Genomic DNA, 12,969 nt, shown 5'->3' on the forward strand with positions numbered 1-12,969 from the left:
AAAAAAAGAAGCCGTACGAGACGACTTCTCTTTAGATCAATCTTCTTTTTGATGGGCCTGCACAATGCGGCTGGCCTGTGGTTCCGGTACCGGATCATAACGATCCATTTCCATCGTATAACGTCCAAGCCCTTGGGTCATCGAACGAAGTTCAATAGAATAGCGAGCCATTTCTGCCATTGGCACTTGGGCTTCAATGATCTGATCTCCATCTTCTGGTGTCATGCCCATGATAGCTCCTCGGCGCTTGTTCAGATCCCCGATCACAGCCCCCGTATATTCATCAGGAACCGTAACAACGATATTCATGATCGGTTCTAACAAGATTGGATGGCACTTGGTCATCGCATCTTTGAAAGCCAGGCGCGCTGCTAATTTAAAGGCCATTTCACTCGAGTCGACATCATGGTATTTTCCATCGGTCAACGTAGTTTTGATATTGACCATCTTATAGCCTGCCAACGTTCCTTCGTTGCAGCATTCGCGCAATCCATTTTCCACAGCCGGGAAGTATTGTTTAGGAACAGCCCCGCCAAAGACGCGCTCATCAAATTCCATTTCTTCCACACCCGGATTCGGTTCAAATTCCACAAAGACATGTCCAAACTGTCCATGACCGCCGGACTGTTTCTTATGACGCCCTTCGCCCATCGCTTTCTTTGTGATCGTTTCGCGATAGGTTACCTTTGGATCTTGAAGAATGACTTCTGCTTTGTATTTGTTCTTCAGCTTATTGAGCATCACATCCAGATGCTGGTCACCGACACCGTAAATGACAGTTTCTTTCGTTTCGGCATTATTGACAACTTTAAATGTCGGATCTTCTTCCACAAGACGAGCCAAACCATTAGAAAGCTTATCTTCATCATTTTTCGATTTCGGGAAGATGGCTTGTCCAAACATGGGTTCATCAAATTGAATTGGATCAGCAATCAACAATTTACCTTTTTCACACAAAGTATCATTGGTCTTTGTGTTCTGCAGCTTGACCAAAGCTCCGATATCACCGGTAAATAATTTTCCGGCCGCCGTCTGGTGCTTTCCTTTGATCGTATAGATCGAACTGATCTTTTCTGGTTTCCCATTATTAGCATTGACCAAAACCGAATCTGAGCTCAAAACACCGCTTAACACTTTTAAATAGGAGATGCGTCCCACAAACGGGTCTACGATGGTTTTAAAGACTTGAGCCGTTAATGTTTCTGTTTCGGAAGTCAAAAGTTCAACCTTCACACCATTTGGTGTTGTAGCCGTATACATTCCTTTTTCTGAATATGTCGGGAAGTAAGAGATGATCAGATCCATCAAACGTTGGATTCCAATGGATTGAATGGCACTTCCCGAGAATACCGGACAGATTTCCCCATTGCGGACACCGATACGGACGCCCTTTGTCAGTTCGGCATCGGTAAATTCTTCACCAGAGAAGAATTTTTCCATCAATTCATCATCCCCCATGGCCACAGCTTCGGCAATCTGATCTTTATACATGCTGACTTCATCGATCATATCATCCGGAACCGGTTGTGCCATTTCTGAATTGGCTTTCGGACCTTTATAGTACCAGGCTTTGTTTTTGATGATATTGACAGAACCTACAACTTCGCCGTTTTCAACGATCGGTACTTCAAACGGAATGATCGATTTTCCGAACTCTTCGTGAAGCTGACCATAAGCATCCGCAAAGTTCGTATTCTCTTCGTCCAATTTATTGATGAAGAAGATCGTCGGTTTCTTTGCTTCTACGGCTTGTTTAAACGCTAGTTTTGTTCCGGATTCTAACACATCTTTAGCATTGACAACGATCAGACAGCTGTCGCCTACCGCAAAACCGGCTTGTTTTTCTCCTACGAAATCTAGATATCCAGGCGTATCGATAAAGTTGATCTTGCAATCTTCCCATTCAATCGGAACGATTGATGTATAAACGGAGATCCCGCGTTTGATTTCTTCGGCATCAAAGTCGATCATGCTGCTGCCATCGGAAGTTTTCCCAAAACGATCGGTCGCTTTCGTATAATAGAGCATTGCTTCTAAAACACTGGTTTTTCCGGCTCCACTGTGCCCGATCACACTGACATTACGGACTTCAGAACTTAAATAATCTCTCATGTCTTCATCCTCCTACTTCAAGATCGGCTCCAGTTGAGCACGGCAATGTTCGCGAACATAATCTAACGCAACATTTCCTTGTTTATCTTGCATATCTTTGTCGGCTCCATAAGACAATAATTTTTCAACAAGGCTTGGATAGCCGCCATAAGCAGCACGCATCAGAGCCGTACATCCGTTATTATCAAATAAATTCACGTTGGCGTTTCTTTCCAACAAAATCGAGATCGTATCTCGTTTGAATGCGATACAAGCTTCCATTAAAGCGGTACGTCCAACTTCATCCTGTGCATTGATGTCAGCACCGGCATCTAAGAGAACTTGCACACAACGATCTTGTCCCAATAAAGCTGCACGCATCAAGGCCGTACGCCCGCGGTCATCTTTCGCATTGACATCGGCACCCGCATCTAATAAAGCTTTACAAATGGTTTTGTTCCCTTTTTTGGCAGCACCCATCAAGGCCGTTTTTCCTTTATTATCGACTAGATTTACATCGGCCCCATTATCGATGAGCACTTGGACAACATCTTTACGGTCGCGTTTCGCGGCACGCATCAAGGCAGTTCTTCCATCTCCATTTTGATAGTTCACATCAGCTCCGGCTTTGATCTGGCCGCATACCATGGGGAAATCCCCGTTCGCACATGCGTCCCAGAATACCTTGTTGAAATTTTGATCCATTTTAATTCCTCCTCTTTATTGTATTGATCAAAAAACAGAAAAACTGGAATGAACCTAACATCCCAGCTTTATCCTCTATAAAAGAAGTCCATGACTTGATTGACATTTTTTACATCTTGAACTGTTGTCATCGTCACCACTTCCTCTTCTTGTCTGCATTATAACAAAGCATGATCAAAAGACAAATCAAGAGCCAATTTAGACAAATTATGAACCAAACAAGACATTACTCGCTAAAAATAGCGTTTAATTCTTCCATCGATGTAATGAAATGAACCCTCTGGATCGTATCTGCACTTAAAAATCCACACTCGATCATGCGATCCAATTGATTTTTCAGCGGCTGATAATAACCGTCCAGATTCCATAAAACGCAGGATCCGGAAATTTGATCCAGACGAATCAAAGAAATGATCTCCGTCACTTCTTCCAAAGTTCCCGGGCCGCCCGGCAAAGCAATAAAGCTTTCTGCTTCATCGATCATCTTTTGTTTTCGCTTCGACATCGTATCAACCATATACAGCTCATCAATGCCCGGATAGAGTTTTTCTTGTTCCAACAAAAATTCAGGCATCACCCCAATGATCTTTCCCTGGTTTTGATGAACAGTATCGGCCAAAAGTCCCATCAAGCCTTTACTGCCGGCCCCGTAAACCAAAGTATGATCATGTTCGATCAACCATCTGCCAATCGCTATTGTCAACTTTGCATATTTTTCATCAGTACCCGAACTGGATCCCAAATAGACTGCAATCTTCATCTAAACTCCTCACTCTTCTTTGCATACAAAGGAAACTTGACCTTTCAGTTTATCCGCTCCCACGCAGATCACATCAACTTTCTGTCCCAGCTGATATGTTTTCTTGGTTGCCTCTCCTTTTAGACACGAAGCCGTCTCATCATAATCATAGAAATCATCCATCAGACTATGCAAAGGCACCAAGCCCTCTACTGTATTCGGTAATTCCACAAAAAAGCCAAATGCCTGGACACTGATGATCTTGCCTGTAAAAGCTTGGCCGATCTTATCTTCCATATATTCTGCCTTTTTACAATCGGTCACTTCTCGTTCAGTCAAGACGGCCTCATTTTCTTTCTCGGAAACAAAATAAGCCTGACGCTCACACTTGCTAAAATCTTTTTCTCGCAATGTTGAGTTTTTTCGAAAGAGATATCTTCTCAGCATTCGATGAACAATCAGATCCGGGTACCGGCGGATCGGAGACGTAAAGTGACAATACTCCTTCAAAGCCAGTCCGTAATGGCCTAAGCAGCCCGCATCATACCGTGCTCGTTGCATGGCTCGTAAAGCTAATGTGCTGATGATCTGGGACAGATCCGGGTCTTTGATAGAATCCAAGAACATCTGCAGCTGTTTCGGGGTAACATCATCGGGATAAAATGAAAATTTGATTCCCAATGACTGTGCCAGCTGCAATAAAGTAGAAAGTTTTCCCGGGTCCGGTTTTTCATGAACACGATAGATCCCCGGGATCTGCAAGGAATTCAAAGTATGGGCCACACAGACATTGGCACTGATCATCGCCTGCTCGATCATTTCTTGGGCAAATCCTCTTTCTTTGCAGCGAACATCGATACACTTTCCTTGTTCATCCAAGATCAGATCCGATTCCACGGTATTAAAATCGATCGTTCCTCGTTCGATGGCTCGTTTTTGTAATTGCCGGGAACAAGCCTCAAAATCAGTTAACAGATGGCTGATCGGCTCATATTCCTGACAAGCTTCATGATCCCCTTCTAAGAACGCATTAACTTTCGTATAGGTACAACGCCTATCAGAATGGATCACCGAAGGTACGATACGACTGGAAGTGATATTCCCATTCAGATCAATATCCATGATACAGCTGATCGTACAACGGTCCACATGCGGATTTAAAGAACAGATCCCGTTGCTTAACGAAAACGGCAGCATCGGAACCACGCGATCCGCTACGTAGATGCTGGTCGAGCGAGCATACGCTTCCTGATCAATAAAACTGCCTTCTTTCACATAGTAAGAAACATCCGCAATATGAACGTAAAGACGATATCCTCCTGCATTTTTCTCGATTGAGATCGCATCATCAAAATCTCGCGCATCTTCGCCGTCGATCGTAACGGTCAACAGATTGCGAAAATCCTCACGTCCAACCAAATCATGTTTTTTTACTTCTTTGGGCAAGGCATTGGCCTGATCCATGACCGGCTCCGAGAAATACTGGCGGACATGATGGCGAGACAAGATTGCTGTGATATCCATGCCTTTCTCATATTCATATCCTAATAAGCGATCGATCGAACAGATTAAAGGATCACTGTATTTTTCGATCTTGAGCACTGCCTTCATACGGTGCGACAAAGAATAATCATCAAGATTGCGAATTGAAAAACGAGTATGCATATCTAAATCACTATAAAAGATAAAATGATCTTTCTTCCAATAAAACGTGCCTGTGACCCAAGTAATGCCCCGAGAATACACATGAATGATCTCATTGTATTTTCGCCCTTTGTGCACTAAGACCTCATCTTTATCAAAGACATTACGAGCATATTTTTTAGGAACATACACTTTTTGATCCTTCTGGATCACGGCAAATTCCCATTTTGAAACATCTTTGACCTTCCCGATCATATACTCATGATCATCGATCAAAAAATAAACATTATGATTGTTGCACAAGACGCGCTCTTGTTCCAGGGCATTGAGATTTTGGATCAAACTCGTAAAATCCTTGGAAGACTGGCAACGAAACTTACGTTCCAATTCTTTGATCGTCCATTGTTTCTTTTTTTGAAAAGCTTCAAGCAGTTGTTCTTTTTCCATAAAATCACCACCAAAAAAAGACCTTAACGGTCTTCCTTAAACGATTTGTAATGCAATCACCAAAGCAAAAAATAAGATTCCACAAATCAAAGTCATGCGTGAGATGACTTTTTCCGGTCCTCTTTCTTTTTGTACCGCAAATAAGTTCAAATCTCCGCTTCCTGTAAATGCAGCACTCAAACCATCGGATTTACCGCTTTGTAATAAAACTAATATAATAATGATCCCAGAAAGGATCATCAAGATCACATTCAAAATATCTGCCATGTTCCTCACTCTTTCTAGACGCTACAATTATAACATAAACGAACCAAAAGAAAAGTCCAAACAATCTCTCAGATCCGACACAACATGATCCGGTTCGATCCCCAGGCGTGGGATATCTTGGGCCGTATGCACGCCTGTCTGCACAAAAAGGGTCTCGACCCCGGCATTTTTTCCTAGGAGAATATCGGTTTCCAGATTATCCCCAATCAAGATCACATCTTCTTTTTGAAGATGAAAATGTTGTAGACACAGATCTAAAATAGGCGTATGGGGCTTCGCGATATTCGGTGATTTTTGATTCGTCGCATATTCGAACATTGCTACAACGCTTCCATTGCCCATCTCAAAGCCGTCCGGTTTGGCCAATACTCGATCTTGATTTGTGCCGATCAACTTTGCCCCCTGTAAAAGAAAAGTCAATGCTTGGGAATACTCGCGATACGTCGCCTCTTTGTTCAAACCGACAAAAACAAAGTCAGGATCTTGATCCGTAATACGAAAGCCTTCTTCTTTTAATGCCTGATAAAGCCCTGCTTTTCCTAAGTAATACGCTTTATCTCCTGAATAATGGGCTTTGACATATTGGGCACTTGCCATGGCACTGTTATAAAACTGTTCGGCTTTGATCCCCTGATACCCCATCTTTTCCATATGCGCCACGTTTTCTTCGCGTGTGCGCATAGAATTATTGGTCAAGAAAAAATATGGAATATTTTGTTTTTGACAAGCTTCTAAAAAAAGTTTCGCACTTTCGATGATCGCATCTCCTCGATACATCGTCCCATCCAGATCGAATAATAAGGTCTTCATATTCATCTCCTTGAAAAAAAGAAAGTCTAATCGACTTTCTTTAGATCCATATAAGGGATTTCTGTTGGTGTTTCTCTTCCGAACAAGATCAACAAAACAGTCGCTTCTTGTTTTTCTTCGTTCATCGCTTCCACAACACCTTCAGAACCTTTAAAAGCTCCGTTTAAGATTTCCACGGTATCTCCCACTTGGAAATCTACCTGGACATTGACATCCTGACGTCCTAAACGGCGCAATACAGAATCGATTTCTTCCTGAGCGACCGGGAATGGTTTCGCCCCTTTTCCAGAAGATCCGATAAATCCCGTAACGCCCGGTGTGTTGCGGACAACATACCAAGCTTCATCGGTCATGATCATTTGAACCAAAACATAACCAGAAAAGAGGTTGCGTGTCTTTTCTACCGGTTTTCCGTTTTTATATTCGATTTCCTTTTCTTCCGCCACAACGATCTGAAAAAGATAATCTTCCAGACCCATCGTACTGATACGACGTTCCAGATTTTCTTTTACCCGGTTTTCCTGCCCTGCATACGTATTAACGACATACCATTCTTTTTTTAATTCTTCTGCCATATACGATCCTCCTCACTAGCCTACGATCACTTGGATCAATCCGCTGGCCAAAATTTCACAGATAAAGAAGTAAAGGCCAAACAAAAGCGTAAACAAGATCACCAAGCCGCTAGACTTCATCAAACCCTTAAATCCCGGCCACTGAACTTGTTTCAGTTCGCGAACGATTCCTTTCGGGGAATACGTACGTTCTTTTTTTTCTTTCTTTTCTTTATTCTTTGCCATATAGACTCCTTTACTTTGTTTCTTTATGCAGTGTATGTTTTCCACATTTCGGACAATACTTTTTCACTTCTAATCGCTGGGTATTGGTTTTCTTGTTTTTGGTCGTCACATAATTTCTTGAAAGACATTCAGTACAAGTCAATATTACTTTATCGGCCATGTTTCAACACCCCCATAACTTAATCAATTTAACATTTAAACCACTCTTAGTCAATTGAGACTCGATAATTTTTCACTTTTTCTAGAACGCGATTGACTTCATAGACTCGAAGATTCAGAATTCGGCAGATCTCTTTGCGCTTATAGCCTTGCAGCCATAATTCCAACACTTTTTTAGCATTTTCATCCAATTCCAAAAATAGCTTTTGGATCATTTCATCGTATAAAAGTTTATTGACCACCATTTCATGCAGAGAAAACTTCTGTGCCGCAATCTTTTCTACGGCATATTGTGATCTTTCTTCCGAAACCAAATAATCCAGATGAACGATCTCCACATCCCAAGGAAAAGACTTTCTGCGATTGGTTCGACAAATATCACGGATCTTATTATTGAGCGAATACTTATAAAAAGACGCAAAACTAAATCTTGTATGAATTCGAAAATAATAAAGACATTTTAATAAGACCATATCTGCCACCAGGAAAAAATCACTTTGATTCCATAAACAATCCGTGGAATGGACTTGAAAAGCTCCGATGGTATGATAAATCAACGGTTTAAAGATCTCTTTTAAGATGGGAAAAGCTTCTTCATCTTTTAGAAAAAACAAATAAATATATAGATTGATATTTTTGTGCATTCTTTTGCCCTTTCCAGAGCAAAAAAAGAAATTACAGAGGATTGCGAGCTTGATAGATTTGATACAACAAAACGGCACAGGCGACACTGGCATTCAAGGAAGTGATCTTCCCTTCCATCGGCAGTTTGATCATATAGTCACACTGTTTTTTGACAAGCGGAGAAATTCCTTTTCCTTCAGAACCAATGACCAGAACCAAAGGAACATCATAGATCCCTTCGCGATAATCTCTGGCTCCTTCCATGTCAGTGCCGATCACCCAATATCCGTTTTCTTTGCATTGATTCAAAGCATTCTTGAGATTGGTCACCGTACAAACAGGGATCGTATAAGCGGCTCCGGTACTGGCTTTGATGGCCGTCGGTGTCAAGGAGACACTATTATGCCGGCAAAGGATCACCCCATCCGCTCCTACACAATCACACGTTCTTAAAACAGCGCCTAAATTATGCGGATCCTGGATCCCGTCCAAGGCGACCAGAAGTCCTGGATGGCGAGCCTTTTGGAGAAGTTGTTCCAAGCTCCATTCGGGAATCGGCCGAACTTCTAAAGCAATTCCATTATGATGGCGGTCTTTGGCCAATTGATCGAGCTGATTGCGATCCATATAGCGGATTTCACAGTTCAGCTTTTGTACTCGATCGATCAATTTTCGATCACGCATGCCTTTTTGAAGATAGATCCGCTCAATTGAATCCGGATCCTGTTCCAGCTGCGTGAATACATTTTTTCCATATACGATCATAAAGAATCTCCCTTTTTTAAGATTTCCTGCAGACAAACTTCTAAACGCTCGACATGCCCATAAAGATACAAATAACCCAAGAGCGCTTCTAAAGCGGTGGCTTCCAAATACGTCTTTCCGTCCGCATTTTTAGCTTTGGAGTGGATCGTTGCATTGCGGCCTCGCTGAAGGATTCGATGTTCTTCATCCGTGAAAAAATCTTCTTCCTTTAGAGCTTCTAAAATCTTGGCCTGCGCTTTGGCGCTGCAGATCCTGGCACTTTTTTTCTGGAGAAGATCCGCTTTCTGGTACCCTTGATCCAAAAGATGTTCACGAACACGCAAAGTCATCAAAGCATCACCCATCCAAGCTAAGCTGGTTGCGTTATGCGTAACGATCTCCATTAGAGGATCCCTTTTTCCTGAAGTGTTGCCCGATATGCATCGGCTGTCTCAAAATCTTTTTCTTTGACTGCTTGGCGCCAATCCCGATACATCTTTTTGTCTTGCTCACTCAGATGAACTTCATCCAATTGGATACCGAGCACTGAAAGCATCGTCTTTAAAGCTTGCGTGCAAGAAGCCAGTTTTTCTTTCGGCATCGGACGAGAACGCAATGTTTGATTAATTGTCTTGACCACTTCATAAACTACCGAGATCGCATTCGGAGTATTCAGATCATCATTCAATGCATCCACAAAACTTTGCATCATTTGAGGATCCGCCTCCATTTCAGGAGCGTTTTCCAACTGCAGCTGAACAACAGCTTGTTTATAGGCCGTTTGAATTTTCTGAAGTTCTTTTTTGGCCGTCTCAATGGCTTCGGCACTTAAATTGAGGGGAGCCCGATAATGTACCGAGATCATCATCCAGCGGATCACATTTCCGCCATGATCCCGGATCAAATCCTTGGCCCACCAAACATTGCCCAAAGATTTTGACATCTTTTCATTTTGAATATTGATCATTCCATTATGCACCCACATGTTGGCAAGCGGCGTCGAAGAGCACATCCGGCACTGAGCCATTTCATTTTCGTGATGAGGGAATTTCAGATCCAGTCCCCCTCCATGAATATCGATCAATGGTTTTTGGAAAACATCTTGGATCATGACCACACATTCGGTATGCCATCCCGGGCGGCCTTTTGACCAAGGCGAATCCCATTGGATTCCTTGATCGGTCTTTTTCCATAAAGTAAAATCTAACGGATTTTCTTTCTTTGTATTTTCATCGATCCGTGCTCCCACCATCAAGTCTTCCATTTTTTGATGTGAAAGCTCACCATAAGTAGGATCACTCATTACTCGAAAATAAACATCTCCATCCACTTGATAAGCTGCTCCGTTATCGATCAGTTTTTGAATAAAAGCGATGATCTCCTCCATCGTTTCCGTCACTCGGGGAGCCACATCCGGTAAATCCGCGTGCAAATCTTTACGAACGCGGTTATATGCCTCGATATATCGATCTGTAATTTCTTTTTCGCTCACATTTTGTTCCATAGCTGTTTTGATGATCTTGTCATCAACGTCAGTATAGTTGCTGACAAACATGACTTCCATTCCCTGCAGCTGCAGAGCTTTTTTTAGTGTATCAAAAACTACGATGGGCCGGGCATTCCCCACATGAGGTTCATTATATACGGTAGGTCCGCAGACATACATCGACACCTTCCCTGGTTCGATAGGCTGTAAAGGTTCGATCTTCTGCGTATAACTGTTGTAAAGATTCATATTGTTCCTTCTTTCTTTTTGTAAAAAAACATAGACGCGGGTCTATGTTATTCTTCCGTTTTGTTCTCGAGAGTCAGATCACGAAATTGTTCCAATAAATCACGGTCTACCCCTAGATCTTTCAAAGTTTGGATATAGGCAGCATCCAGATCATCTACATCTTCTGTTAGTTCATCTCGATCATCTTCTACTAACCGCTGTTTGATTGGCATACTCTTTCCCTCCAGTGTACATTTAGAATACCTTAAAACCACCTATATTTCAAGGAAAGCGAAACCACAAAAAAAAGGATCCCGAAGGATCCTCTTATAAGCTTCTTAAATCAAATCTTATCCTAATTCAGAGAAGTATTTGATTGTACGAACCATCTGGCTCGTGTAAGAGTTTTCGTTGTCATACCAAGAAACAACCTGTACTTGAGTATCACCGTTTTCCATTTCGTGAGCCATTGTCTGAGTAGCATCGAACAATGAACCATAACGCATACCGATGATATCGCTAGATACTAACTGTTCTTCAGTATAACCGAAAGATTCAGTAGCGGCAGCTTTCATAGCAGCATTGATTTCGTCAACTGTAACTTTTCCTTTACATACAGCAACTAAGATTGTAGTTGATCCTGTAGGAGTAGGTACACGCTGAGCAGAACCGATCAATTTACCGTTCAATTCAGGGATAACCAGACCGATTGCTTTAGCAGCACCTGTAGAGTTAGGAACAATGTTAACAGCAGCAGCACGGCTACGACGAAGGTCACCTTTACGCTGAGGTCCGTCCAAAGTCATCTGGTCACCTGTGTAAGCATGAACTGTAGTCATGATACCAGATTCGATTGGTGCTAATTTGTTCAATGCGTTAGCCATAGGAGCCAAGCAGTTTGTTGTACAGCTAGCTGCAGAGATAACTGTATCTTCTGGAGTCAATGTTTCATGGTTAACATTGTAAACGATCGTTGGCAGATCGTTTCCTGCTGGAGCAGAGATAACGACTTTACGAGCACCGGCTTTGATGTGAGCTTCCGCTTTTGCTTTTGAAGTATAGAATCCTGTACATTCCAAAACAACATCTACGCCCAGTTCACCCCAAGGCAGTTTAGAAGCATCTGCTTCTGCATAAATTGTGATTTCTTTTCCATCAACAGTGATAGAGTTTTCACCAGCTTTAACTGTATCAGCTTTTGCATAAGTACCCTGAGTAGAGTCATACTTTAACAAATGAGCTAACATTTTAGGGCTGGTCAAGTCGTTGATAGCAACAACTTCATACCCTTCGGCACCGAACATCTGACGGAAAGCTAAACGTCCGATACGTCCAAAACCGTTGATTGCAACTTTTACTGTCATATCAGTAAATCCTCCTTTAAATTAACAACAACATTATAAAAACTAAACTCTCTTTTGTCAATCTATGGCCCCTTTGTTTCAGACCGATTTTATGCTCAATTTTATTCCTTGATAGGGACAGAAAGACAGGTGTCAATCTTTTTAATCTGTGCTAGAATAAATACTATACTTCAGGAGGTGTTCACATGAATCAGGGAACTATATTAGATTTATTAGAAAACAATGCCCGCCTGACCAGTCAGGATCTGGCCGACATTCTCAACGAGGATAAAGATACGATTGCCAAACAGATCGAACAGCTAGAGAAAGATAAGATCATTTGCGGCTACCACACAGTGATCAACTATAATAAAGCACAAAAAGATCAAAAGGTGATGGCCTATATCGAAGTCAACTGTACTCCCCAAAGAAATCAAGGCTATGATAAAACGGCGCTTTTGATTGCGAAGTACCCCGAAGTGGAAACCATGTATCTCTTGAGCGGTGACTGCGATTTCTTATGCCTGGTCTCCGGAAAGACCATGTTCGAGGTAGCACGTTTCGTCTCCGATAAGATTGCCTGTGTCGAAAATGTACAATCTACTAAAACCTTGTTTGTTTTAAAACAATATAAACAAAGTGGTTTGTTGATGCAGGATGAAGTCCAGCCAGAAGAACCTAGACTGGTGGTGACACCATGATCAAATCCATCAATCCCACCGTTAAAGCCATGAAGCCTAGCGGCATTCGCAAATTTTTTGATTTGGCCAACACGATGAAAGGGGTTATTTCCCTGGGGGTCGGCGAACCCGATTTTGATACTCCCTGGCACATCTGTGAAAATGCGATTCATTCGATGTCAGTGGGAAAAACGCATTATAC

At 42.2% G+C, this 12,969-nt stretch carries 16 protein-coding genes and 1 pseudogene; 2 read left to right on the forward strand and 15 right to left on the reverse strand.

Going from position 1 to position 12,969, the window contains the following annotated elements; all coding sequences use genetic code 11:
- Nucleotides 1-36: 36 nt before the first annotated feature.
- The 15 genes from fusA to gap form a co-directional block, all read right to left on the reverse strand.
- Complete coding sequence (gene fusA / locus Q0J48_RS02230) at nucleotides 37-2,112, reverse strand: elongation factor G (RefSeq protein ID WP_296241215.1); 2,076 nt, start codon at nucleotides 2,110-2,112, stop codon at nucleotides 37-39.
- A gap of 12 nt (nucleotides 2,113-2,124) precedes the next feature.
- On the reverse strand, nucleotides 2,125-2,796 hold the full coding sequence (locus Q0J48_RS02235; RefSeq protein WP_183376445.1) for an ankyrin repeat domain-containing protein: 672 nt from the start codon (nucleotides 2,794-2,796) through the stop codon (nucleotides 2,125-2,127).
- 226 nt (nucleotides 2,797-3,022) lie between these two features.
- Nucleotides 3,023-3,556, reverse strand: a complete 534-nt coding sequence (locus tag Q0J48_RS02240) for a TIGR00730 family Rossman fold protein (protein ID WP_296241219.1) — start codon at nucleotides 3,554-3,556, stop codon at nucleotides 3,023-3,025.
- Nucleotides 3,557-3,565: 9 nt separating this feature from the next.
- Nucleotides 3,566-5,626 carry a ribonuclease R gene (gene rnr / locus Q0J48_RS02245; protein ID WP_296241221.1) on the reverse strand — a complete coding sequence of 687 codons (2,061 nt, stop codon included), beginning with the start codon at nucleotides 5,624-5,626 and terminating at the stop codon, nucleotides 3,566-3,568.
- A 36-nt stretch (nucleotides 5,627-5,662) separates the two neighbouring features.
- Nucleotides 5,663-5,893 carry a preprotein translocase subunit SecG gene (gene secG, locus Q0J48_RS02250; protein ID WP_183376439.1) on the reverse strand — a complete coding sequence of 77 codons (231 nt, stop codon included), beginning with the start codon at nucleotides 5,891-5,893 and terminating at the stop codon, nucleotides 5,663-5,665.
- A 27-nt stretch (nucleotides 5,894-5,920) separates the two neighbouring features.
- Nucleotides 5,921-6,703: an HAD-IIA family hydrolase gene (locus Q0J48_RS02255; RefSeq protein ID WP_296241225.1), complete on the reverse strand. Its 783-nt coding sequence runs from the start codon at nucleotides 6,701-6,703 to the stop codon at nucleotides 5,921-5,923.
- A 26-nt stretch (nucleotides 6,704-6,729) separates the two neighbouring features.
- On the reverse strand, nucleotides 6,730-7,278 hold the full coding sequence (gene nusG, locus Q0J48_RS02260; RefSeq protein WP_296241228.1) for a transcription termination/antitermination protein NusG: 549 nt from the start codon (nucleotides 7,276-7,278) through the stop codon (nucleotides 6,730-6,732).
- A gap of 15 nt (nucleotides 7,279-7,293) precedes the next feature.
- Nucleotides 7,294-7,503, reverse strand: a complete 210-nt coding sequence (secE, locus tag Q0J48_RS02265) for a preprotein translocase subunit SecE (protein WP_296241230.1) — start codon at nucleotides 7,501-7,503, stop codon at nucleotides 7,294-7,296.
- A 10-nt stretch (nucleotides 7,504-7,513) separates the two neighbouring features.
- Nucleotides 7,514-7,663 carry a 50S ribosomal protein L33 gene (gene rpmG, locus Q0J48_RS02270; protein WP_183376423.1) on the reverse strand — a complete coding sequence of 50 codons (150 nt, stop codon included), beginning with the start codon at nucleotides 7,661-7,663 and terminating at the stop codon, nucleotides 7,514-7,516.
- Nucleotides 7,664-7,709: 46 nt separating this feature from the next.
- Entirely contained in the window at nucleotides 7,710-8,306 is a 597-nt protein-coding gene (locus Q0J48_RS02275) for a hypothetical protein (protein ID WP_296241232.1), read from the reverse strand.
- 31 nt (nucleotides 8,307-8,337) lie between these two features.
- The gene (gene rlmB / locus Q0J48_RS02280; RefSeq protein WP_296241233.1) at nucleotides 8,338-9,051 is read right to left on the reverse strand and encodes a 23S rRNA (guanosine(2251)-2'-O)-methyltransferase RlmB; all 714 of its coding nucleotides are present in this window, start codon (nucleotides 9,049-9,051) and stop codon (nucleotides 8,338-8,340) included.
- Complete coding sequence (locus Q0J48_RS02285; RefSeq protein WP_296241235.1) at nucleotides 9,048-9,434, reverse strand: ribonuclease III domain-containing protein; 387 nt, start codon at nucleotides 9,432-9,434, stop codon at nucleotides 9,048-9,050. Before Q0J48_RS02285 ends, rlmB begins: the two co-directional genes overlap by 4 nt.
- Entirely contained in the window at nucleotides 9,434-10,765 is a 1,332-nt protein-coding gene (gene cysS, locus Q0J48_RS02290) for a cysteine--tRNA ligase (RefSeq protein ID WP_296241236.1), read from the reverse strand. The genes Q0J48_RS02285 and cysS overlap by 1 nt, the downstream gene beginning before the upstream one ends.
- A 47-nt stretch (nucleotides 10,766-10,812) precedes the next feature.
- Nucleotides 10,813-10,977: a hypothetical protein gene (locus Q0J48_RS02295; RefSeq protein ID WP_296241237.1), complete on the reverse strand. Its 165-nt coding sequence runs from the start codon at nucleotides 10,975-10,977 to the stop codon at nucleotides 10,813-10,815.
- 117 nt (nucleotides 10,978-11,094) lie between these two features.
- A complete protein-coding gene (gene gap / locus Q0J48_RS02300; protein WP_183376412.1) occupies nucleotides 11,095-12,108 on the reverse strand; it encodes a type I glyceraldehyde-3-phosphate dehydrogenase in 1,014 nt (337 codons plus the stop codon).
- A gap of 185 nt (nucleotides 12,109-12,293) precedes the next feature.
- Between gap and Q0J48_RS02305 the strand changes: the two genes are divergently transcribed.
- Together Q0J48_RS02305 and Q0J48_RS02310 are read left to right on the forward strand one after the other, a co-directional pair.
- Entirely contained in the window at nucleotides 12,294-12,788 is a 495-nt protein-coding gene (locus Q0J48_RS02305) for an Lrp/AsnC family transcriptional regulator (protein ID WP_289569392.1), read from the forward strand.
- Nucleotides 12,785-12,969: pseudogene (locus tag Q0J48_RS02310) on the forward strand (pyridoxal phosphate-dependent aminotransferase); the annotation flags it as partial. The gene Q0J48_RS02305 and the pseudogene Q0J48_RS02310, both read left to right, overlap by 4 nt.

It is taken from the genome of uncultured Faecalicoccus sp., from assembly GCF_944325745.1.
Lineage (GTDB): Bacteria > Bacillota_I > Bacilli_A > Erysipelotrichales > Erysipelotrichaceae > Faecalicoccus.

Bases quoted from the DNA above. Each gene is read 5' to 3' on its own strand.
- Q0J48_RS02285 (WP_296241235.1), bottom strand. From the start codon at position 9,434: ATGGAGATCGTTACGCATAACGCAACCAGCTTAGCTTGGATGGGTGAT.
- Q0J48_RS02275 (WP_296241232.1), bottom strand. From the start codon at position 8,306: ATGCACAAAAATATCAATCTATATATTTATTTGTTTTTTCTAAAAGAT.
- secG (WP_183376439.1), bottom strand. From the start codon at position 5,893: ATGGCAGATATTTTGAATGTGATCTTGATGATCCTTTCTGGGATCATT.
- rnr (WP_296241221.1), bottom strand. From the start codon at position 5,626: ATGGAAAAAGAACAACTGCTTGAAGCTTTTCAAAAAAAGAAACAATGG.
- fusA (WP_296241215.1), bottom strand. From the start codon at position 2,112: ATGAGAGATTATTTAAGTTCTGAAGTCCGTAATGTCAGTGTGATCGGG.
- nusG (WP_296241228.1), bottom strand. From the start codon at position 7,278: ATGGCAGAAGAATTAAAAAAAGAATGGTATGTCGTTAATACGTATGCA.
- Q0J48_RS02235 (WP_183376445.1), bottom strand. From the start codon at position 2,796: ATGGATCAAAATTTCAACAAGGTATTCTGGGACGCATGTGCGAACGGG.
- secE (WP_296241230.1), bottom strand. From the start codon at position 7,503: ATGGCAAAGAATAAAGAAAAGAAAGAAAAAAAAGAACGTACGTATTCC.
- cysS (WP_296241236.1), bottom strand. From the start codon at position 10,765: ATGAATCTTTACAACAGTTATACGCAGAAGATCGAACCTTTACAGCCT.
- rlmB (WP_296241233.1), bottom strand. From the start codon at position 9,051: ATGATCGTATATGGAAAAAATGTATTCACGCAGCTGGAACAGGATCCG.
- Q0J48_RS02240 (WP_296241219.1), bottom strand. From the start codon at position 3,556: ATGAAGATTGCAGTCTATTTGGGATCCAGTTCGGGTACTGATGAAAAA.
- Q0J48_RS02305 (WP_289569392.1), top strand. From the start codon at position 12,294: ATGAATCAGGGAACTATATTAGATTTATTAGAAAACAATGCCCGCCTG.
- Q0J48_RS02295 (WP_296241237.1), bottom strand. From the start codon at position 10,977: ATGCCAATCAAACAGCGGTTAGTAGAAGATGATCGAGATGAACTAACA.
- rpmG (WP_183376423.1), bottom strand. From the start codon at position 7,663: ATGGCCGATAAAGTAATATTGACTTGTACTGAATGTCTTTCAAGAAAT.
- Q0J48_RS02255 (WP_296241225.1), bottom strand. From the start codon at position 6,703: ATGAAGACCTTATTATTCGATCTGGATGGGACGATGTATCGAGGAGAT.
- gap (WP_183376412.1), bottom strand. From the start codon at position 12,108: ATGACAGTAAAAGTTGCAATCAACGGTTTTGGACGTATCGGACGTTTA.